The following is a 21,077-nucleotide window of genomic DNA, read 5'->3' on the forward strand; positions in this document are numbered from 1 at the left end:
GAAAGAGTTTTTTTATCTAGAAAAGTACCACTTGTACTTTCTTAGATTTCGCATCTTTAATTAGCCCTTTTACTCTATCAGACACATGCCCTTGCTCGATATCAACGGCATATCCCAATTTAAAATCAATTACAATTTTTACTAGGTTTAAATATGCATCTTCACTATCTAATTCAGTCTTACCACCGAATTTTTGACTACGAAATGTAATTAAAACAGGAATAGTTCCCATCACATCTTTTACTTTTCCTGCAACTTCAAGTAGCCTATTCATTAAAACTACGTCTTTAAAATAATCAATTCTCCACTCCATCATCTCAGGTTGGAGTTTTTTTATTTCCTCTGCTTGCTTTAAAATATCCTTTTCACTTTCACCGGTATTAATGGGCATTAAAATTGTTTGCTTGTTAATTTCTACTTTTCTTTGATCAAAACTCATCTTTTTTCTCCAAAATAAAAAATTGCTACCTAAATTATAGTAGCAATTTTATCTTCATTCATTAAAATTTATCGCGTTTAATGCTGCGAATAATAGCAATTACAAATACTAGGATACTGCATCCCATGCCAAAGTAAGCCATGTAACCGACACTAAACATTTGACCAATCTGTGCTGGGTTAATTTGGTGGTTAATGGCAAATTGATATGCCCATCGATTAATCATAGTTGGCGTCAAAACAAATAAAACTGTTGAAATACCTGACCCAACTAGCATAGCCCGACGTGAATATGGTTCTCTAAAGAATTGTGCCAAAACACAAATAGCTGGGGCTACCATTAAAAGGAAAGTCCAAATCATAATCCATCTACCTGCCGGATCGTTCATAAATTGACCACTATTTGTCGCATAGCGGTATGTTCCCCATAAACTTCCACCTAATAAGCTATCAAGTAATCCAACTACATTTGCTCCTTGAGCCGCATAAACATTATTAGTACTAGCAGCCGCACCTTGGAGCATTTTTAATATATCTTGTGAGCCAGTAGTTTGAAAATTAATAGTGACAACTTGTCGCATATAAGTGGATAAAAACATGATCATTGAAGCTCCTAGCTGCAATGCTTTAAGTAAATGAAGCGTTTTGTTTCCACCTAATTTAAATTCTAAGCTAAGAGTTCGATCAGGATTTTTACTTTTTACAATAATAAATGCACCAGCAATTGCAGCAATTATTAAAATTACCAGACCAAGCCACCACTTGGTCATAATAAATAGAATTGCTAGCACAATTAAAGCTACTGAAATATATGGCCGGTTTAAGAATAAGTCCCAGACATTTACTTTACCATGGCTTGCTAGTCGCTTTCGATACTCTTCTCTAGTTAAAACTTTTTTCTTATCTTTAGAATCTTCCATCTTATTCACTATTTTCTACCTTTACCTTATTGTGCTAATCAATATTAGCATGTTACAAGTCTATCCGCATTACTTTTTTAAGAAAATTAAACAACTTAACAAGATGAAGATAATTACTTTTAAAACACTGTGCTAAAATAATCCTATTATAAATTTAAAAGTAATTTAGAATTGAGATGACTAGGTGAATAAATCACAATCTAGCACTTTACCCAATGGCTGGTATAAAACTTTTTATACTCTGTGGCTAGGCTGTTTTATTACTGGATTAGGTTATTCAATGACAATGCCATTTATTTCTTTATTTATGGCTGAATTAGGTCATTATAATAAACTACAATTAAACCTTTACTCAGGGTTAGCCTTTGCCATGACTTTTATTGCCCAGGCCATTATTTCTCCGTACTGGGGTAATTTAGCTGATCGTAAAGGTAGAAAATTAATGTGCATGCGTGCTGCTGGTGTTATGAGTTTAACAATCTTTATTACAGGCTTAGCTCAAAGTGCACTTTTTATTATCTGTATGCGTTTCTTACAAGGCTTATTTTCAGGCTATATCAATAACGCAACGGCGCTCATGGCAGGTGAGACACCGCATCAGCGTAGTGGCTGGGTAATGAGTCAAATGATGACCGCAGGAACTGCGGGTAACTTAGTGGGTCCTCTAATTGGTGGTGCTTTATCAAGTGCATTCGGTTATCGCATCCCCTTCTTTATTACTGGCGGACTAATGTTTCTAACTTTCTTAGGAACATGGCTATTAGTAAAAGAGGATTTCATACCAGTTTCCCGAGAAAAGATGAAACCAATGGGACAAATACTGCAAGACTTACCTAATGTTAAGTTAATTATCATCATGTTTGTAACTACAATGATTGTTCAATCTTCAACTATGTCTATTGATCCCATTGTTTCTCTTTATGTTAAATCTTTAATGCCGCACAGTAATAATATTGCCCTAATCGCCGGGATTGTTGCGGCTACACCAGGTCTTGGCACAATGCTCTCTGCTTCACATATTGGGCACTTAATGGATCGTATTGGTGCTGAAAAAGTTTTGCGGTGGGGACTATTAATTGCTACTATTTTATTTATTCCAATGACTTTTATTCCGAATGCCTGGTCATTAGCTTTCTGGCGTTTTCTATTAGGAATTATCAGTGCTGGCTTACTTCCAGCTGCTCAAACAATTCTTACTTTGAATGTTCCCCCAGAAGCATTTGGTAGAGTCTTTTCTTACAATCAATCCTTCCAAGCAATTGGAGCAGTCTTGGGGTCTTTACTAGGTTCAACTATTTCTGGTATGTTTACTTATGAATGGGTATTTGCAGCAACTGGGATTACTTTACTGATTAATTATTTAATCATGCAATTTTCTTCCCAATCCCGCAATGCCTAACTTGTTAAAGGAGTGTTTCTTTATGAAAACTATCGGTATTACTGCAGGTATTAAAAATAATGAGGTAATTGTTGATCGAAGTGTTGTTGATACGGTGGTAAAACTTGGATTTCTTCCACTTGTCTTTGCTCCCGTAAGCTTAAAGAAAATGCCGGTGCCTGGCGTCAATTTCGATGCTTTGATTCTTAGCGACGGCCCTGACATCACACCAATTTTTTATAATGAAGAGCCACTTCCTGAGCTTAGAGAAACTGATCCACATCGAGACCAATTTGAGCTAAACTTAATCAAAAATGCTCATGATTCCAATTTACCTATTTTAGGAATTAGCCGCGGAATGCAGATGTTAAATGTTGCTTTTAACGGTACACTTTTCCAAGATATTTACGCTCAAAATTCTGGTGCCGGTGTTCAACATATTCAACCAAATGACCTCTCTTTAGAAAGTCACCACGTTAATGTAACTGATGAAAGTGAACTTGCTAAAGCTGTAGGAACTCATCCCTACGTTAATAGCCACCACCATCAAGCTATTAAGACGATTGCTAACAACTTTAATATTGTTGCAACTGCTCCTGATGGTATTATTGAAGCTATCGAATCAACTGATCAAACAATGTTAGGTATTCAATGGCGACCAGATAAGCTATTAAACGATCCCAAACAGGAAAAAATCTTCACTAACTTTTTTGAGAAATTAAACTAAAGAAATAAGCTTGAGAGGTAATAAAACTTCTCAAGCTTATTTTTTAATTATTTTGTTTTTACTTTCTTCACTCATGTCTAAGTGAACAATTTTATTAAACATCGCTTTTTCTTTTGATGAAATTTTGTGAGCAACTTCAATTACTGCAACATCAGGATTTTTCAAAAGAGTTTCATGGATTGCTAAAGACAGGTTCGGATCTAGAGCACTCGTAGCTTCATCAGCTAATAAAATTGGGCGACCTGACAATAAGGCACGAGCAATTTCAATTCGTTGGATTTGTCCACCTGATAGCCCATTGCCTGCTTCGCCAACTTTATGATCAAGCCCCTCTTTTTTAACTAATTCATCTAAACCAGCTAAATGAATAACTTCCTTTAATTTTTCATCGCTAACCTTCCTACCTAAGGTAATATTGAAACGCAACGTATCGTCAAACATAAAAGGTTTTTGATTAACATAAGAGAAATAATTATGAGCTTTTGCCCAGTCCCCAGTTACATTCTTTCCGTTAATTAAAATTTTACCCTTTACTGGTTTCTTTAAGCCAAGCATTAGTCGCAACAAGGTAGTTTTACCCCAACCACTTGGGGCCATGAGAAGAATCTTTTCTCCAGGTCTAACCTGTAAATTAACATCTGTAAAAATTGTATGCTTATCTGATTTAGTTTGATACGAAAGATTTTTTACATCTAGTCCTTCAAACTTCTTGGCTTTTTCTGAATTTTCTTTTATTTCATAATTAAGGGCTTTTTGTGTTTTCTTCCACATTGGAACTGTTGATTTAACTTGGTTGAATTCATTAAACAAGGTTACGACTGGCGTAATAAAGTTCATTGCCAAATCTACCATCATAAATAAAGTACCAACACTTAAACTTCCCTGCATCATCATGATGCCACCAATCGTACATGGAATAATGAAACAGAATAATTCAGCAGCAGAATAAATTAATTCTAAGGCCCAAGCTTGAGTTAAGTTCATATTTCGCAGAGCATTTTCCATATTTTGAGCTGATTTTGTCGCTCTTACGACAATATTATCTCTAACATTATAGAGTTTAGCTGATTGGGCCCCATTTAATGAATCAGAAACATTCTGAGTATAATTGGCATTTGTTTTAGCCCAAATTTTAGATTTTTTGGTAATAATTCTACTAGTAAAGATTTGTACAACAGCTGGAGCCGCCATCGCAACTACGAAAATAATCGTCATTTGCCAGGAATTATATAAGGCAAAAGCTAATGATCCAATAAAAGTTAGACCTTGATAAATCATATCAAGTTGAGCTGTAATTCGATTTGTTTCAATTTGTTTCAAATCATTCGTCATAAGTGACAAGCCATTTTTTATATCTGGTTCACCTTGGTCAACCAAATATTGCAAATTAGCCTGCTTGAAAACCATATTAACATCACGAATGATCCCCATTTTTACACGCTCATAGATGAAATTGCTCATCATGAAGCATAGCTGCCCTAAAGCCGTTAAAGCTGCTAAACGCACCAAATGCATTACATCCTTCGAATGCGATGATGCCACATTCAGCATAATCTTAATCATATAAGCCACAAATAAAATATTACAAGCCTTAATTGCAGCTAAGATAGCAAACCAAATCACCTGACTTCGTTTTGCATATTTTAAACTCATCTAAAACTCCTCACTTTAGTTAAGACGTTAATTTATTATATATGGCTTTATTTTCTGAATCAAATACACAAAAGTAGACTTTAATATTAAATTTTTGTTGTTTAAGCCAATTCTTAGTAGTTTCAACCGCAATTTTTGCAGCATCTACTTTTGGATACCCATACACACCAGTTGAAATACAAGAAAAAGCAATTGAATGTAAGTCATATTCTTTAGCTAAATTAAGACTATTTTTGTAACAAAATGCCAATAATTCAGCATCTTGTTGAACAAAATTAGGATTATACACAGGGCCAACTGTGTGGATAACATATTTAGCAGGCAAGTTATACCCCTTAGTAATTTTTGCTTCGCCAGTTTCACAACCATGAAGAGTTCTACATTCTGCTAGTAATTCTGGACCAGCTGCACGGTGAATTGCCCCATCAACTCCACCGCCACCTAAAAGTGTTCTATTAGCTGCATTAACGATTGCATCAACTTTTAATTTTGTGATATCCGCTTGAATCACTTGAATATCATTCACTAACCCTCACCCTTTCTTTCATACTTATATTTTATCTCAAACAAAAAAATAAACTCATCCCCTAAAACGGAAATGAGCTTATTTTGATTTATGATCATGAGTATATATTATAGGCAAATGTATGTAAGATTGATAAAAAAATAATTATTAGAAATTTACTAATCAAAACTTATTCTTGTGAAATATAAAAATATACCAAAACATATATATAAGAAAAATAATTGATAATATTCCAAATGTTACAGTCATTAGATCATTTATATTTCTAATAATAAGTATAACGATCGGACCTATACAACAAAATAAATAGCTTATTTCTAATATAAGTTTATTAACATTCATTTTTTATTCGTTCCACTAATAGATAAAATATTATTAATTTCAAGGCTTTGAATATATATAATACAAAACTGTTAAAAATCCATCAGCGAAGTGTCTATCATGACACAACTAAAATGCTATATAGGCTGTAATCGACTCCATCCCATGTCTTTCAAAAAAGTCTAAAATCTTTTTTGCTTCTAATTTTTCTTCATTAAAAAGATAACCATAATAATCTGCCATCACTTTAAAAAATATAGTTCTTGGCTCAACCGGTAACTTATACAAGAAATTCCTCAATTTGCTTATCATCTCAAAATTTCTATCATGTTTTAAGAACATTATGTTTAAATAATTAACCATTATTCCTCCAAGTATTTCTTGAATTTTCCTGCTGGCTTTATCTATTTCCTTATACTTTCTTAAAATCATATTTAGTTCATACTCAATCTCTGATTCATCAAACAGAGATATAGCCATAGCAAACAAGCGCAAGTTATCTTCTCCCCACTCATCTATATTAAGTATTAATTTCTTAATCATTGCTTCTTCTTTACATGATAGTTTATTCTTTTTAAAAAAGTTCTCTAAAAGAAGAGCATGAGCATAAACATTTCTGTATTGATAATCTGTAGCACAAATTTTTCTTATTTCTACAATTTTTGAAAGATTTTGTTCATAATATCTCCTACCATCTCTGTTTGACTTAGTCCTAGTTCTAACCGTAGTTTTTTCAGTTCTTTCCCAATTTGCATTATTTCATCTCTTTTCTAAGTTAATGATATGTAATTATATAATTCTAGTCCTAAATTTAGAACAAAAAATAAGCTCATCCCCTAAAACGGAAATGAGCTTATTTTTAATTTCTTGATTCTTCAGCCCAAGATTTTATTTATCCTTACTTCTGTTTTGCTAGTTCATCTAATTTTAATACTTTATCGAACTTTTCTTTTTCTTTAGTAGAAATTTTATGTGCTACCTCAATAACAGTTAATCTCGGATTATCTAAAATAATGCTGTGAATCTTTTCGGATAATTTTTGATCCAAAGCACTGGTTGCTTCATCAGCCAACATAATAGGTCGATCTGATAGTAAAGCCCTTGCAATTTCGATCCTTTGAATTTGCCCTCCTGACAAATTTTTTCCTTTCTCTCCTACCGAGTAAGTTAAACCCTTTTCATCAACCAATTCCTTTAATCCAGCTTTCTCAATAACTGCATTTAACTTTTTTGATGGATACTTTTTACCTAATGTAATATTAAATTCCAATGTATCATCAAAAATAAAAGGAGATTGGGTTACATAACTAAAATAATTATGGGCTGTTTCCCAGTTATTAGTAATATTCTCAGAATCAATTAAAATCTTTCCACTATCAGGTTTTAATTTTCCCAATAATAACTGTAAAAATGTCGATTTTCCCCATCCACTTGGTGCTGTAATCAAAACTTTACTTTTATGAGGAATAATAAGTGATAAATCAGTAAATATGTTTTTTCCATTTATATTATAGGTTAAACTATCTGTTTGTAATTTCTTGAACGTACGATTAGAAGTCGTTTTCTGATCATTTGGCGCTGTTGGAACATCATTTAATCCAACTTCTATTTTTTTCCAAATTGGTTCAGTTGACTTAATTTGATTCAATTGATCAAAAATATTAACAATAGGATTAATAAAATTATTAGATAATTGAACAATCATAATCAAAGTACCCGAACCAATTTGACCATTATACATTAAAACAGCACCTATAAAAAATGGGAGAATAAAACTAAAGATATCAGCTAAAGCGATAATAATTTGATTTGCTACATCTTGAGTATAGTTTAATGACTTTAAAGCATTTTCCATACTTTTAGCATCAGTAATAATCCTCTCCAAGACTGAGTTTCTTGCATTATATAAATTTGCCGTTACTGCTCCATTTAATCCATCGCTCACTCTTTGTGTATAGTTTGCATTTCTTTGTTCCCATTTTTTTGATTTATTTTGAATCTTTTTGACAAATAATTTTTGTATTAAGCCGGGTAATAAAGTAGTAATCATAAATATTATAGTTAAAAACCAACTATTTAATAATCCAGCTACTAATGATAAAACAAATGAAAAAATCTCTGTAATAATCAATAATTCATTACTGATTTTTAACGTTTCTATTTGCTTTAAATCATTTGTCATCAAGTTAAGCCCTTCTTTTTGAGAAGTGCCATTTTTATTCATTAAATGAGTCATTAATCTTTTTTTCAATTCAAGATTAATTTCTAAAATAATTTTATTTTTTAAATATTTATATGCAAAGTTAGAAAACATAATTATTACTATTATAAGCGAACCCAACAAAGCGATTATTAAAAGTTGAGTTAATCCTCCACGCTGGTATTGAGCATTATTTAGCATTAATTTTGAAACATATGCAATTGCAACATTCCCCGATGCATATATAATTGATAACAAAATATACAGTGTAACATTTATTTTTGATGCGTATTTTAAAGTCATTCCCTCAACCCTCTTTCTTTAGACATTGTTAATACATAGTAAATTCCTGGAGTACCCGTTAAAAAAGAGTCATCTATTCGATTATATCTAGACGGATCCGTCCAATATCTATACGCTCCTTTTTTAGAAGACATAGCATATATTATTTTTCTATATTTACTTTCTAATTCTTTTCCTTTTTCATAATACTTTGAGAAAAATAAAATCCCCGCTGCTCCCTGTAGGAGATTAGCTGTAAATACAATATTCAAATTTAGCAACGTATGATTTATTAGACCAAGTATATTATCTATATTATTTATGTGTTTTTTAGTTAGTCTCTTATAAGATATTAAAAATACTCCTATTCCTGCTGTTCCTGAAAAAAGTAAGGGATAATGGTGATTATCAAAATTTGACATTCTCCAGTATATGTATCCATTTTTATAATTTTTCTTCATATTTATTTGTTCATAAATCATATCTGTAATCTTTAGAATTTTTTTATTATCCATAATTTTTAGATATTCGCAGAAAAATATTCCAACTCCAACTGATCCATAGCCTAGATCTAAAATTTTATTATTAAGTTTATAATTCGCATTACCTGCGTTGATATCAATAATTTTTCCGTCTCTTACTTCAATACGTTTATATACTGTATTTATAAGTGTATTAATTATTTTTAGTAAACGTTTATCCTTAGAAAGATGATATGCTTTGCACAACATATATCCAATTCCACAATTTCCGTACAAAAAACTTGTATAGTATTCTTCAAAATCTGTATTCTCTAAAGAAACGATAATTTTTTCTCGTAAGTCACTATATTTGATATTTGAGTAAAATTTATTGTACCAGTCAATACAGTATAGAAGACCTACGTCGCCTGTAATTAAATTATGGACATTATAGTGTGGAATATAATCATAAGCATAATTGATTGTATTTAACAACTTAGTCATTTTGTTATAAGAATATTTTTTATTCGAATAAGCTTGATTTTTTAATAACATTAGATCTGCCACTAATCCTCCATCTAAACTAATAATTTGAGTTTTTCTTAAAACATCTATCCTATTAGTCACTTTATTATTGGTAATTACTATTTTTTTAGCTCTTTCCTTAAGATAGGCTTTTAAGTTTAGATTGATCGTATTAGATATTATCGGCTCGTTTAGAGGCATATTTAAAGTAAAATTTTTTATTAAATAAAATTTTTTTATAAAATATGATAATTCTTTCTCACAGTGATACATCATTTCAATACCAAGAAAAGACAATTGCAATATCCTAGAATTTTTCTCATTTATTGCAATAGCAATTTTTTCTAACTTTTCTCTTTGCTTTTTAGAGCTAATTAAATCTTCCTGATAAATTGGTTTTACGGTAGTAGTTAAATAGAATATAAGGGCTCCTAAGCCATATACATCTCGTTGAGTAGACCAACGTCTAATACCCTTTTCTCTTATTGAAAAAAATCCTGGAGTTGCCCCATCATAAGCTTTTAAATTAGAAAATTGATTTGCTAGCTCGTAATCTATAAGTATGGGAATATCGTTGTTTACAATAATATTACTTGGAGATACATCTCTAAAAATAATGCCATTATTATGTAATTTTTTAATATCTGATAATAGATGATCAATAATTTTAACTATAAATATATTTCTTTGATTTCTATCAGCATCATAATATTTTCCGGTTCTAAAATATTCACTTAATGAAAAACCATATACAAATTCTTCGACTAATATTGACTCGTTCGTATACTCCTTTAATAAAATAGGTTTTACAGAATTAATAATATTGTAGATTTTTTTTAAATAGTAATATTCATTTTTCAATCTATCCGCTGCAGATCTTCCTAACTTATCAATAAGTTCATTTGCATACGCCTGTTTTATAAACACCTTTTTATTTTTATAAAAAGCTACAAATGTATTCCCTTTACTAGTTGTATTAATATGCTTAATCTTTTCGAAGCCTAATTTTTCTAACTTTAGTGTTATTCGTTCTTTTTCATTAAGAGGAGGCTTTAAAAAAGTAGGAATTGCAGTTTTCAATAGATTTTTACGATAATCTAATACTTTTTTTCCTTCATAATTAATAGCAGGTTTTAAGTACCCCATACTATCTGGCAGATATTCTGCTAAAAAAGCACCATATCTGAAAAAAACATTAGTATCTTTAAATCTATAATCCCATCTAACTATAGGATACTTATTCTCTTTGAGATCGACACTTAATTTTTCCGCATAATCTTTTAAATTAGCAAAACTCTGGTCAGACGGATAAATAGTTATCATTTTTCCTTGTGCTTCAAGCTTAGTTCCGCCAGTGGTCAATGCTAGCATGGCATGATAATCAATCGGAATCTTAAAAGTATCTTTTTTTTCTATTACAATTTTAGAAACTCTTTCCACTATTTTCCAAAAATCAACAGGAGATGCTGAAATATGTATTTTCCACCCAATTGTTGGAATAGTATTTTCTTTAGATGTTAAATAAATCCATTGTTTATCAAAATTAACCTTATAGCTATTTGATAAACAATTTATTTTTAATTTATAAACTGGATTATACATAATTTTTCCTCCTAAACTACTTGACTTAATTTTAAAAATAAAATATTATTAAGTCAACATTAAAAAAAGAAAAGGAGAATTAAAATTATGAAAGAAAGTAAGAAAGAAATTTTAACTATTTCAGTAAAGGAATTTACAAATGATATGGATCCATTAGCAGTTGATCTATTCGGTGAATGTTTTACTGGTAAAACTATTATTGAAAAATAAGGCTGCTGCTTTAATCTAAGAAAAAGTTTAGCCTTTATTACGAACGCTAAATCTGAATGATTTAGCGTTTTTTTGATTGAAGATTAAAATTAAATGGCATACTTTTAACTTTTTAAGCAATTTATTTTTATCACAAAAATAAGCTCATCTCCGTTTTAGGAGATGAGCTTATTTCATTTTATTAATAAAATTTATCTCTTAGTAACTGCAATTAAGTCGTCACCATGCTTCTTTTCTACGCCATCAATACGTTGAACATTTGCATAGCTAGTAGTGTTAGTAATTACAGTCATGACAGTTGTATCGTATCCTGCTTTCTTTACAGCATCTAAATCAACTGTTCCAAGCTTTTCACCTTTTTCAACATGTTGGCCTTGCTTTACATCAGTAGTAAATCCTTCACCCTTCATGTTTACAGTGTCGATACCAATATGAATTAGAACTTCTGCACCTTCGTCTGATTTAATTCCATAAGCATGCTTAGTTTCATAAGCAACTGTAATTTCACCAGTTACTGGGGAGTAGATAGTACCTTCACTTGGTACCATTGCAGCACCCTTACCCATTGCTTCAGTAGAGAAGACCGGGTCATTTACATCTTTCAAGCTTTCTGCTTTACCTGAAACAGGAGCAGCAATTACTTCATCATGTAATTCTTTATCTTCTTTGATAATTTGTTCAGCTTTTTCTTGTTGTGCTACTTGATCACCAGCAGATTCAACAGTACCAGATTCTTCTGCCACATCTTCCTTAAAGTGACGTTTACCATATATAAAGGTCAAAGCAAAAGCAACAATGAAACTAATTGCTACAGAAAGTGCCCACATTGGAATGCTCTTTGGAACCATTGATAAGAATCCAAGGAATCCAGCTGAACCAAAAGCAGCAGCAGTAACATGCATTAAGCCTGCAAAAGCAGCACCAACACCTGCACCAATTAAAGCACAGAAGAATGGGAACTTGTACTTCAAGTTAACACCAAACAATGCTGGTTCGGTAATACCAAGTAATGCAGAAACACCAGATGAACTTGCTAAACCCTTAACCTTTTCATTCTTAGTTAAGAAGTAAATAGCAAATGTAGCAGCACCTTGAGCAACGTTAGCCATACATGCGGTAACAAAGATAAAGTCACCGGATCCACGACCACGTGCATATTCAGCTAAAAGTTGAGTTTCAACTGCTGGGAAACTTTGGTGAAGACCAGTAGTAACAATAGCTGAGTAAGATAAACCAAAGATACCCATACCAAAGGCACCAGTAGTATTGTAAAGCCAAACAATAGCAGTAGTTATTGCATCTGACACACCTTTAAAGACTGGTCCAATAATTGTAAAAGTTAAGAAACCAGTAATCATAATTGAAAGAAGTGGTGTGAAAGTAAAGTCAACTGCAGATGGTAGCCACTTGTGGAATCTCTTTTCTAAGAAAGCTAAAAGCCAAACTGCTACTAAAACCGGAATAACTTGGTATTGGTAGTTAGTTTGAGAAACGTGTAAACCAAAGATATCCCAATATTTACCAGCTCCACCTAAAGCTGGAGTGGTCATAATCATACCAATAGTTGCACCCAAGAATTGGTTAGCTCCAAAACGTTTAGCAGCAGACATACCAACTAAGATAGGCATGAAAATAAATGGAGCAGCGGACATTACCTGAATAATTTCAGATAATCCTTTAACGCTCGGTGCCATTTGAACAACTGACTTAGCTCCAAATAAACCTGGAGAAGTTAAGAAGTTGTTCAAAGCCATTAATAAACCACCAGCTACTAATGCTGGAATAATAGGAACAAAGATGTCAGATAAAAGCTTAATAAAGGCCATTACTGGATTGAACTTTTGATCCTTTTGAGCAACCTTCTTTAAATCATCAGTTGAAAGCTCTGATAGACCTGTCATTTTAATTAATTCATCGTAGACGTTATTAACATCCCCAGGCCCAATAATAATTTGAAACTGACTGTTAGTTTTAAAAGTACCCTTGATATCTGGATCGCTATCAAGCATTTTCATATTTACTTTACTATCGTCTTTTAAGACTAAACGTAGACGCGTAGCACAGTGAGCAGCGGCTACTAAGTTGTCGCAACCAACAGCTTCAATAACTGTTTCAGCAACTTTTTTGTGATCCATGTCTGTCTCCTCCTTGAAAATGTGTAAGCGTTTTAAATATTTACATGTATTATGATAGCGTATTCTAAAATTATGTCAAGCGCTTATCATAAAAAATGCTATTATTTTGCCACATTTTAATTTCTATTTTTTAAAATACTAGTTTAATACTGTTATTCGTTTGACATATAGACCAGCTTTAAGTTAACATTCTTATATAAGAATGCGTTTACATATTCAATGAGGTGAATAAGTTATGGAATGGACAAGAGAACAACGTTATCGCAAATACAAAGATTGGGATGCACAGACTTTATTAAATCTTCAAGCTCAAGCTGCAACGTCTCCCTATCAAATGCACTATCATATCCACCCACTTTCTGGATTAATCAATGATCCCAATGGATTTTCCTATTATAATGGTGAATACCATCTATTTTGTCAGTCTTATCCATTTGGACCAGTTCATGGAGTTAAATCTTGGATTCACTATGCTTCGCCGGACTTAGTGCATTGGCATTATCTTGGTTCAGCAATTGATCCAGACAGTGACTTAGATAATGCAGGTGCCTACTCAGGTTCAGCAATGGAACATGATGGAAAACTTCTATTAATGTATACAGGCAATCACCGCGATAAAGATTGGACTAGAATTCCTTATCAAGTAATTGCGGAAATGGATAAAGATAATCATATTACTAAACCTAAGGACCCCGCAATTCTGCCTCCAGATCATGTCAGTGAACACTTCCGTGATCCACAATTATTTGAGCATGATGGAAAATATTATGTTTTACTTGGGGCCCAAGATGCTAAGACTAAGAAGGGTCACATTGATATTTATGAATCAACTGATCTCAAAAATTGGCATGAAAATGGCTACTTAGACTTAGGTAAAGACGAAATGGGCTATATGATTGAATGTCCTAACCTAGTTTTTGTTAATAATTATCCTGTTTTAATTTTCTGTCCTCAAGGATTAGACAAGTCAGTTGCTGACTACAAAAATATTTATCCAAATATGTACTGGATTGGAAAAGATATTAACTTAAGTGAAGCAAAATTTACCCCTCTTCAAGAAAAACCAGCTAATTTAGATGATGGCTTTGATGTCTATGCCACTCAAGCATTTAATGCACCCGATGGGAATGCTTATGCTATTTCTTGGGTTGGTCTTCCAGACTGTACTTATCCAACTGATAGAGAAAACTGGGCTAATTGCTACAGTCAAGTTAAGCGACTAGAAATTAAAGATGGGGCGTTATATCAACATCCAGTAGACGCAATTAAGAAATTACGTCATAATGAGAAACAGCTCAACAATGAAAAGATAATTAGTCAAGCAGCCGGTAAGCAATATGAACTGAAACTTCACTTACTAGCCGGTCAAAGTGGAAAATTACACTTAGCTTCTAATGAAGATCTATCATCAAGTCTAGTTCTTGATTTTAATACAGATCAAAATGCAAAATTAACAATTGATCGTGCTTCAAGTGGCCCAGCTGTTAACCCAGATTATGGTGCAACTAGAACAATTGACCTGAAAGATGATCAAGATCTAGATTTAGATATTTTTATCGATGGATCATTATGCGAAATTTTCATCAATAATGGCCGTCATGTTGCAACTTTAAGATTCTTTGCACCAACTCCAAACCAAAAAATTGCTTTTGACAAAGATACTAAGTACACGGGACGACTATGGAGCATGAATTCTATATTATAGGAAGATAATAATGGTCAAATTAACCGATGTAGCTGCCAAAGCAGGCTGCTCTGTTACTACAGTTTCACGCGTAATTAATAATTACGGCTATATTAGTCAAAAAACACGTAAAAAAGTTCATGAGGCAATGAAAGAGTTGAATTATCAACCTAATTCAGTTGCTCGATCCCTGCAAGGCAAGAAAACCAAATTAATTGGTTTAATTTTCCCGGATGTTTCTAATCCTTTTTTTGGAGAATTAGTTTCTAAAATAGAAGATTGCCTTTTTAAGCATGGCTATAAAGCAATCCTTTGTAATGCTGGCAATGACAAAGAAAAAGAGCGTACTTACTTACAAATGCTAATGGCTAACCAAGTTGATGGCATTATCGCTGGTGCACATAACTTAGGAATTGAAGAGTATCAAAGAACTGGCCTACCAATTGTGTCTTTTGATCGAAAATTATCGGACAATATTCCAATCGTTAGTGCCGATAACTTTAAAGGCGGTAGTTTAGCTACTCAAGAGCTCTATAATCATGGTGCGCGTCACATTTACTTTGTCGGAAATCCCACTTTAGATGGTCACCCTACTCAAAAGCGGCTTCTAGGCTATAAAGAAACAATTAAGGAGCTTAAGTTAACAGAACACATCCATCCAGTGATCTTTAACGAAACTCTCGCCTTAAAAGAAATGGCAATTAGAGACTTACTAGAAAATCATAAAGTAGATGGAATCGTCGCTTCCGATGACCTCACTGCTCTTCTTATTTTAAATATCAGTCATGATTTAGGTATTCATATTCCTAAAGATTTAAAAATTATTGGCTTTGATGGTAGTAAAGTTGTCCGTGATTTTGAACCACGTTTATCTACAATTGTTCAACCTATTCCCTCAATTGCGCAATTACTTGTTAAACTTTTAGAAAAAAGAATTGATAATCCGACTGAAGAATTGGATAACTATACTTACTATTTACCCGTAGAATTACTTAAACGTGAATCTAGTGGAAACTAAAAAACATTAGGCACTTCAATGTGTCTAATGTTTTTTGTTACTCTAAATATAATTTCCTAAAATCTTTTAGATCTTGCCTTGAAAAACCAAGTTCTTTAGTAAAGTAATTTTCAAAACCGCCATATCCAATATCGATTGTCTGAGTAATTCCTTCAATAGCGGTACCTTCACCTTCAGTAATATTCATGCGATTAACCATTTTAATCATTTCAGAATCACTTGGAAGTTGCTTTTTAAGACCAAAAGTATACAGCTCATTTGTTAATAAATAGTCACGGGCAATTGTATGCTCATCAACACCCAGGCCCTTTAAAATTAATGCGGTGGTCATTCCCGTTCTATCTTTACCAGCACTGCAGTGATATACTAACGCTTCATCCTCCGGTAAGGTAAGTAGGGACGCAAACACACGGGCAAAAGCCTTTTGACTAGCAGGACTTAAAATTACATTTTGATAAATTTCACCTAAATAACTATTAACTTTAGGAATATGATGTAAAAAGCGATATAGTTTATGACTGTCATTAACAAAATTACCGCTGCTATCCTCTGCGTAGACATGACAATCGATAACTTCTACCCCATTCCATTGTCGGTCCGGAGCCATCAATTGTTCATTACTTGTACGTAAATCACAATCTACTGTGACTTTCATTTCTTCTAACTTTTCTTCATCGTTTTTAGTTAGACTACTTAAGGAATCAGAACGATAAATTTTATTCCACTTAACATGTTTACCGTCATTATTTTCATAGCCACCAATATCGCGAAAATTAACAGTACCATCAAAGGTAACTAAACGATTATGTTCCATACTTTTCATCCTTTATTATTCATATTATCTCTCAGTCTATATTCTAGACTATTTTCTACAGTAATTAAGTATTTGAGATTTAAGTTCAGGAAAAGTTTTTCCCTTCTGCCTTGCGTACAGAACACTTTCACTTTGTTAGTTTATTTTTTATAATTGATAGTAATAATTTACCGAAAATAAATTTTAGGAGGGACGGCACAATATGTCAAAAGAACACATCGAAGCTTTAACAATTGCAGGTCATGATAGCGACGGAAGTGCTGGGATGCCAGCAGATTTACATGCTTTTTATGCACGTGGCGTTTATGGGATGGGGCTGTTAACTGCTGCTGTCGCAGGAAATTCTCAAGGTATTTTTGCACAACAATTAATGCCATTAGATTTTATTCAAAAGCAATTTGATGTTTTAAATGAAGACTTTAAAATAAAAGCCGTTAAAACAGGAATGCTAGCTAATAAAGAAATTATTGATGTAGTTGCTAAAAACTTAAAACATTATCAAATGCAAAATATTGTGCTTGATCCAGTAATCATCACTAAGCATGGAGCTACACTTTTAGCAGATGATGCCTATCAAGCTTTTCTTGACGAATTAGTTCCCCTTGCAACAATTATTACACCGAACTTTTTTGAAGCTCAGAAATTGACTGAACTTGAACTAAAGAATGAAGATGAAATTAAACAAGGCGCAAGAAAGCTACAAAAAATGGGCGTTAAAAATGTTTTAATTAAGGGCAGTCACCACAATAGCAATCAAACTGAAGTTAAGGACTACCTTTTATTAGCAGATGGTTCAGAAGAATGGTTAACTAAGCCATATTTCAAAACAGATCGAGTTAACGGAACTGGTGATACTTTATCAGCAGTAATTACAGCTGAATTAGCTAAAGGGACTGATCTCAAAACGGCTGTTAAAATTGCTAAGGATTTTACTTATGAAGCCATTTCACATCCAATAAATGTTGGCTCTAAATATGGCCCAATCAACCATCTAGCCGCTCAAGAAGAAATGAACTAATATTTTTTACTAACTAGGATTTAAGACAATTTTAAGTTATACTTTGAACATACAATTTAAATAAGGATGATAATTATGGCAGATAAAACAATAAAAATTGCATACTTATACGAAGATTTAATGAATACTTACGGAGATTCTGGCGATGTTAAAGTAATTCGTTACCTATTGGATAAGCAAGGCTATCAAACTGAAGTTGATAACATTTCATTAGACGATAGTTTTGATGCTAATGACTACGACTTTTTATTCTTTGGTGGTGGTCAAGACTTTGAACAAACTGTTGTAGCTAAAGATCTGCCACGTCATAAAGAAACAATTGAAAACTATATCAAAGCCGGTAATCCAATGCTTTGTATCTGTGGTGGTTATCAATTGATGGGAGATTATTATAAAACTAACTCTGGCATTACCATCAAAGGATTAGGGATCTTACCTTTACATACAATTTTTAAGGCAGACAAGCGAATGATTGGTGATACCCGCTATATGACTGAATGGGGCGAAGTAAAAGCCTTTGAAAATCATTCAGGACAAACTTACTTTGATAATACTAACATGCTTCATTCCTTTGGTGAAATGATTGAAGGTTATGGCAACAATCCTCAAGATAAAGTTGAAGGTTTACGCTACAAAAACTTTATTGGATCATATTCACACGGCCCGCTACTTCGAAACACAAATGTGGCAAACGCAATTGTTAAAATGATTTTAGAACGTCACAAGGAGCGCACTGCTAATGAAGTTGAATCCGTTTAGAAAAGAAAGCCTCAAGCGTTATCTCGGTACTGATAAGCACTTTGTCAAAACGCTCGGGGCTTTTGACTTATTAACTATTGGTATCGGAGCAGTTATTGGGACAGGAATTTTTATTTTACCAGGTACGGTTGCTGCTAAAGAAGCTGGTCCTGGTGTAACACTTTCATTTCTTATTGCTGCTTTAGTTTGTACGCTAGCAAGTATGTGTTATGCCGAACTCTCTTCTAGCATCCCTGTTGCGGGCTCGGCTTATTCCTACGGAAATATCCTTTACGGAGAAGTTATTGGCTGGATTTTAGGTTGGGCATTAATCTTAGAATATATGCTCTCAGTTGCTGCAGTATCAGCTGGATGGGCTTCTTATTTCAACTCCTTACTACACAGCTTTGGCTTACACATCCCGCATCATTTTGAGGGACCATTCGATCCGTTAAATGGTACGTACCTAAATTTATGGGCAGTCATTAGTGTTTTATTAATTGGAATCTTACTTTCTCGTGGAATGAAAGCATCCATGAAATTTAATAATGCTGCTGTTTTAATTAAGATAGCAATCATATTTATTTTTATTGGTGTTGGTTTATTTTTTATTAAGCCTAAAAACTATCAATCTTTCACGCCATATGGAACTACAGGCGTTTTACGTGGAGCTACAACAGTCTTTTTTGCGTTTTTAGGTTTTGACGTTGTTTCATCTTCAGCAGCTGAAGTTAAAAATCCTAAAAAAAATATGCCTATTGGAATCATCGGTACTCTAATCGTAGCAGCTCTTCTCTATATGGGAGTTTCAGTAGTTTTAACTGGGATGGTAAATTATAAACAACTAGATGTAGCTAATCCGGTTGCCTACGCTCTAAAGGTCGTTAACCAAGGTTGGGTAGCAGATTTATTATCGATTGGTGCTATTGTCGGAATGAGTACAATGATGTTAACTATGATTTACTCAAGTTCACGTCTAATTTATTCTATTGGACGCGATGGACTCCTACCTAGCTTTTTAGGAAAAATTGACAAGCATGGTCTTCCAGAAAATGCCCTCTGGATCGTAACTATTGTGATTGCAATTATGGGTGGTCTCTTTTCTCTTGAAGAACTTACTAGCTTAGTTTCAATTGGGACATTGCTTGCCTTCACTTTTGTTTCATTTGGAGTTATCTTATTACGCAGAAGAAAAGATATTCCTGAAGGTGACTTCAAGGTTCCATTCTATCCAGTAATTCCAATTCTTTCTGGACTTGCCTGCATTGGCATGATGTGTTTTTTATCTGTTAAAACTTATATTTTTGCTAGTGTTTGGTTCTTATTTGGACTATTTATTTACTGTGTCTATGGATATAAACATAGTAAAATCAGCAAAAGAAATGCTTAATTACAAAAAAGAGTAGTTACTCGGGAGTTTTGAGTAACTACTCTTTTTTATTACGACTTTTCGGTTCCCAATTAAGTGCTAATACTGCACAAATGATCATTATTGAACCAATCCAATCAATTGGAGCCATCACTAATCCAAAAATAATTACTGACCCAATCGTTGCGGAAACCGGCTCAAAAGCATCTAATAAACTAGCAGTTGATGGTTTAATATAACGAAGTGATCCCATCATCCATTGAAATGGAATTAGAGTTCCAATCACGATTACACCAGCCATTAGCCAAAAAACATTAATATTATTCGGAATCTTTGGCCATACCGGATGTACTATTACCAAAGCAATCCCTGAAAAAAGCAAGCCCCATCCAGTTACTACTAAACTAGAAGTATGATCAAGTAATCGACGTGGAATAAGAGTATTGGTAGCTACACCTACTGCCGAAATTAGACCCCAAAATAAAACTGAAGGAGTTAGGGACAATTGATTAAAGTGCCCATGTGTAGCTAAAAAGAAAACTCCTATAAAAGCAACAATAGCAGCAATTACATCTACTGCACGTAATACCTGATGCTCAAATACTACCATATAAAATAAGACAAAAAATGGTCCAATAAACTGTAATACAGTAGCAATGGAGGCATTTGCTTGTTGAACAACAATGAAGTAACAATATTGCACGGGTAATAATCCCAACAAGCCGTACGCAATGACAGTAATTGTATCTTTTTTATCAGTCATAGTTTTAAGTGGTCTTTTGCCAGTAATTTGAGCAAAAATCAATAATAAAACTCCACTTACTACCATTCGAACTTGTGAAATCCAAATCGGCGTTATATTTGAGCTAATATTAAATAATCCCTTAGCAAATAACCCAGAAATGCCCCAAAAAACACAGGCTAGTGCTGCCAAGCACGTCCACAATCTCTTTTTTGTCATATTTTTCCAACTTTCCTAATCTTATGCAAGATTCATCATAACACACTAGAAAAAAATTATCTTTTTACATCTTGCTTTTTCAACGCAAATCGAGTTA

General features: G+C 33.1%; 18 protein-coding genes. 8 read left to right on the plus strand and 10 right to left on the minus strand.

Annotated elements, in window-relative coordinates:
- Positions 1-16 precede the first annotated feature (16 nt).
- Both GTO82_RS08990 and GTO82_RS08995 read right to left on the minus strand, forming a co-directional pair.
- Positions 17-439, minus strand: coding sequence for a type I 3-dehydroquinate dehydratase (locus tag GTO82_RS08990; RefSeq protein ID WP_180873261.1), 423 nt, complete (start codon positions 437-439; stop codon positions 17-19).
- Positions 440-500: 61 nt separating this feature from the next.
- Complete coding sequence (locus tag GTO82_RS08995) at positions 501-1,358, minus strand: cytochrome C5 (RefSeq protein WP_180874122.1); 858 nt, start codon at positions 1,356-1,358, stop codon at positions 501-503.
- 184 nt (positions 1,359-1,542) lie between these two features.
- Here GTO82_RS08995 and GTO82_RS09000 point away from each other — a divergent pair, with 184 nt between their 5' ends.
- Positions 1,543-2,757, plus strand: a complete 1,215-nt coding sequence (locus tag GTO82_RS09000; RefSeq protein WP_180873262.1) for an MFS transporter — start codon at positions 1,543-1,545, stop codon at positions 2,755-2,757.
- Positions 2,758-2,779: 22 nt separating this feature from the next.
- A complete protein-coding gene (locus GTO82_RS09005) occupies positions 2,780-3,463 on the plus strand; it encodes a gamma-glutamyl-gamma-aminobutyrate hydrolase family protein (RefSeq protein WP_180873263.1) in 684 nt (227 codons plus the stop codon).
- Between the two features lie 36 nt (positions 3,464-3,499).
- On the opposite strand, the gene GTO82_RS09010 is transcribed toward GTO82_RS09005, so the two are convergent.
- The 5 genes from GTO82_RS09010 to GTO82_RS09030 all read right to left on the minus strand — a co-directional run bounded on the left by GTO82_RS09010 (position 3,500) and on the right by GTO82_RS09030 (position 11,033).
- Positions 3,500-5,116, minus strand: coding sequence for an ATP-binding cassette domain-containing protein (locus tag GTO82_RS09010; protein ID WP_180873264.1), 1,617 nt, complete (start codon positions 5,114-5,116; stop codon positions 3,500-3,502).
- Positions 5,117-5,135: 19 nt separating this feature from the next.
- Positions 5,136-5,642 carry an O-acetyl-ADP-ribose deacetylase gene (locus tag GTO82_RS09015; RefSeq protein WP_180873265.1) on the minus strand — a complete coding sequence of 169 codons (507 nt, stop codon included), beginning with the start codon at positions 5,640-5,642 and terminating at the stop codon, positions 5,136-5,138.
- Between the two features lie 450 nt (positions 5,643-6,092).
- The gene (locus tag GTO82_RS09020; protein WP_180873266.1) at positions 6,093-6,506 is read right to left on the minus strand and encodes a hypothetical protein; all 414 of its coding nucleotides are present in this window, start codon (positions 6,504-6,506) and stop codon (positions 6,093-6,095) included.
- 355 nt (positions 6,507-6,861) lie between these two features.
- Complete coding sequence (locus GTO82_RS09025) at positions 6,862-8,466, minus strand: ATP-binding cassette domain-containing protein (RefSeq protein ID WP_180873267.1); 1,605 nt, start codon at positions 8,464-8,466, stop codon at positions 6,862-6,864.
- Positions 8,463-11,033 (minus strand): protein kinase domain-containing protein, encoded by a 2,571-nt coding sequence (locus GTO82_RS09030; protein WP_180873268.1) that lies wholly within the window; start codon positions 11,031-11,033, stop codon positions 8,463-8,465. The genes GTO82_RS09025 and GTO82_RS09030 overlap by 4 nt, the downstream gene beginning before the upstream one ends.
- An 87-nt stretch (positions 11,034-11,120) precedes the next feature.
- Here GTO82_RS09030 and GTO82_RS09815 point away from each other — a divergent pair, with 87 nt between their 5' ends.
- Positions 11,121-11,243 (plus strand): hypothetical protein, encoded by a 123-nt coding sequence (locus tag GTO82_RS09815; protein WP_260983157.1) that lies wholly within the window; start codon positions 11,121-11,123, stop codon positions 11,241-11,243.
- Positions 11,244-11,434: 191 nt separating this feature from the next.
- Here the strand turns inward: GTO82_RS09815 and GTO82_RS09035 are convergent, their stop codons facing one another.
- Positions 11,435-13,378: a sucrose-specific PTS transporter subunit IIBC gene (locus GTO82_RS09035; RefSeq protein ID WP_180873269.1), complete on the minus strand. Its 1,944-nt coding sequence runs from the start codon at positions 13,376-13,378 to the stop codon at positions 11,435-11,437.
- A gap of 235 nt (positions 13,379-13,613) precedes the next feature.
- Between GTO82_RS09035 and GTO82_RS09040 the strand changes: the two genes are divergently transcribed.
- Positions 13,614-15,083: a sucrose-6-phosphate hydrolase gene (locus GTO82_RS09040; RefSeq protein ID WP_180873270.1), complete on the plus strand. Its 1,470-nt coding sequence runs from the start codon at positions 13,614-13,616 to the stop codon at positions 15,081-15,083.
- A 10-nt stretch (positions 15,084-15,093) separates the two neighbouring features.
- Positions 15,094-16,080 (plus strand): LacI family DNA-binding transcriptional regulator, encoded by a 987-nt coding sequence (locus tag GTO82_RS09045; protein WP_180873271.1) that lies wholly within the window; start codon positions 15,094-15,096, stop codon positions 16,078-16,080.
- 37 nt (positions 16,081-16,117) lie between these two features.
- Here GTO82_RS09045 and GTO82_RS09050 read toward each other — a convergent pair whose 3' ends face one another.
- Entirely contained in the window at positions 16,118-16,894 is a 777-nt protein-coding gene (locus tag GTO82_RS09050; RefSeq protein WP_180873272.1) for a tyrosine-protein phosphatase, read from the minus strand.
- A 202-nt stretch (positions 16,895-17,096) separates the two neighbouring features.
- On the opposite strand from GTO82_RS09050, the gene thiD reads away from it, so the two are divergent.
- The 3 genes from thiD to GTO82_RS09065 all read left to right on the plus strand — a co-directional run bounded on the left by thiD (position 17,097) and on the right by GTO82_RS09065 (position 20,040).
- Positions 17,097-17,912, plus strand: a complete 816-nt coding sequence (gene thiD / locus GTO82_RS09055; RefSeq protein WP_023600029.1) for a bifunctional hydroxymethylpyrimidine kinase/phosphomethylpyrimidine kinase — start codon at positions 17,097-17,099, stop codon at positions 17,910-17,912.
- 75 nt (positions 17,913-17,987) lie between these two features.
- A complete protein-coding gene (locus GTO82_RS09060; protein WP_180873273.1) occupies positions 17,988-18,671 on the plus strand; it encodes a type 1 glutamine amidotransferase in 684 nt (227 codons plus the stop codon).
- Positions 18,652-20,040 carry an APC family permease gene (locus tag GTO82_RS09065; RefSeq protein ID WP_180873274.1) on the plus strand — a complete coding sequence of 463 codons (1,389 nt, stop codon included), beginning with the start codon at positions 18,652-18,654 and terminating at the stop codon, positions 20,038-20,040. The genes GTO82_RS09060 and GTO82_RS09065 overlap by 20 nt, the downstream gene beginning before the upstream one ends.
- A gap of 37 nt (positions 20,041-20,077) precedes the next feature.
- Here GTO82_RS09065 and GTO82_RS09070 read toward each other — a convergent pair whose 3' ends face one another.
- Complete coding sequence (locus GTO82_RS09070; protein WP_180873275.1) at positions 20,078-20,980, minus strand: DMT family transporter; 903 nt, start codon at positions 20,978-20,980, stop codon at positions 20,078-20,080.
- Between the last annotated feature and the right edge of the window lie 97 nt (positions 20,981-21,077).

The sequence above is a fragment of the Lactobacillus johnsonii genome, assembly GCF_013487865.1.
Lineage (GTDB): Bacteria > Bacillota > Bacilli > Lactobacillales > Lactobacillaceae > Lactobacillus > Lactobacillus johnsonii_A.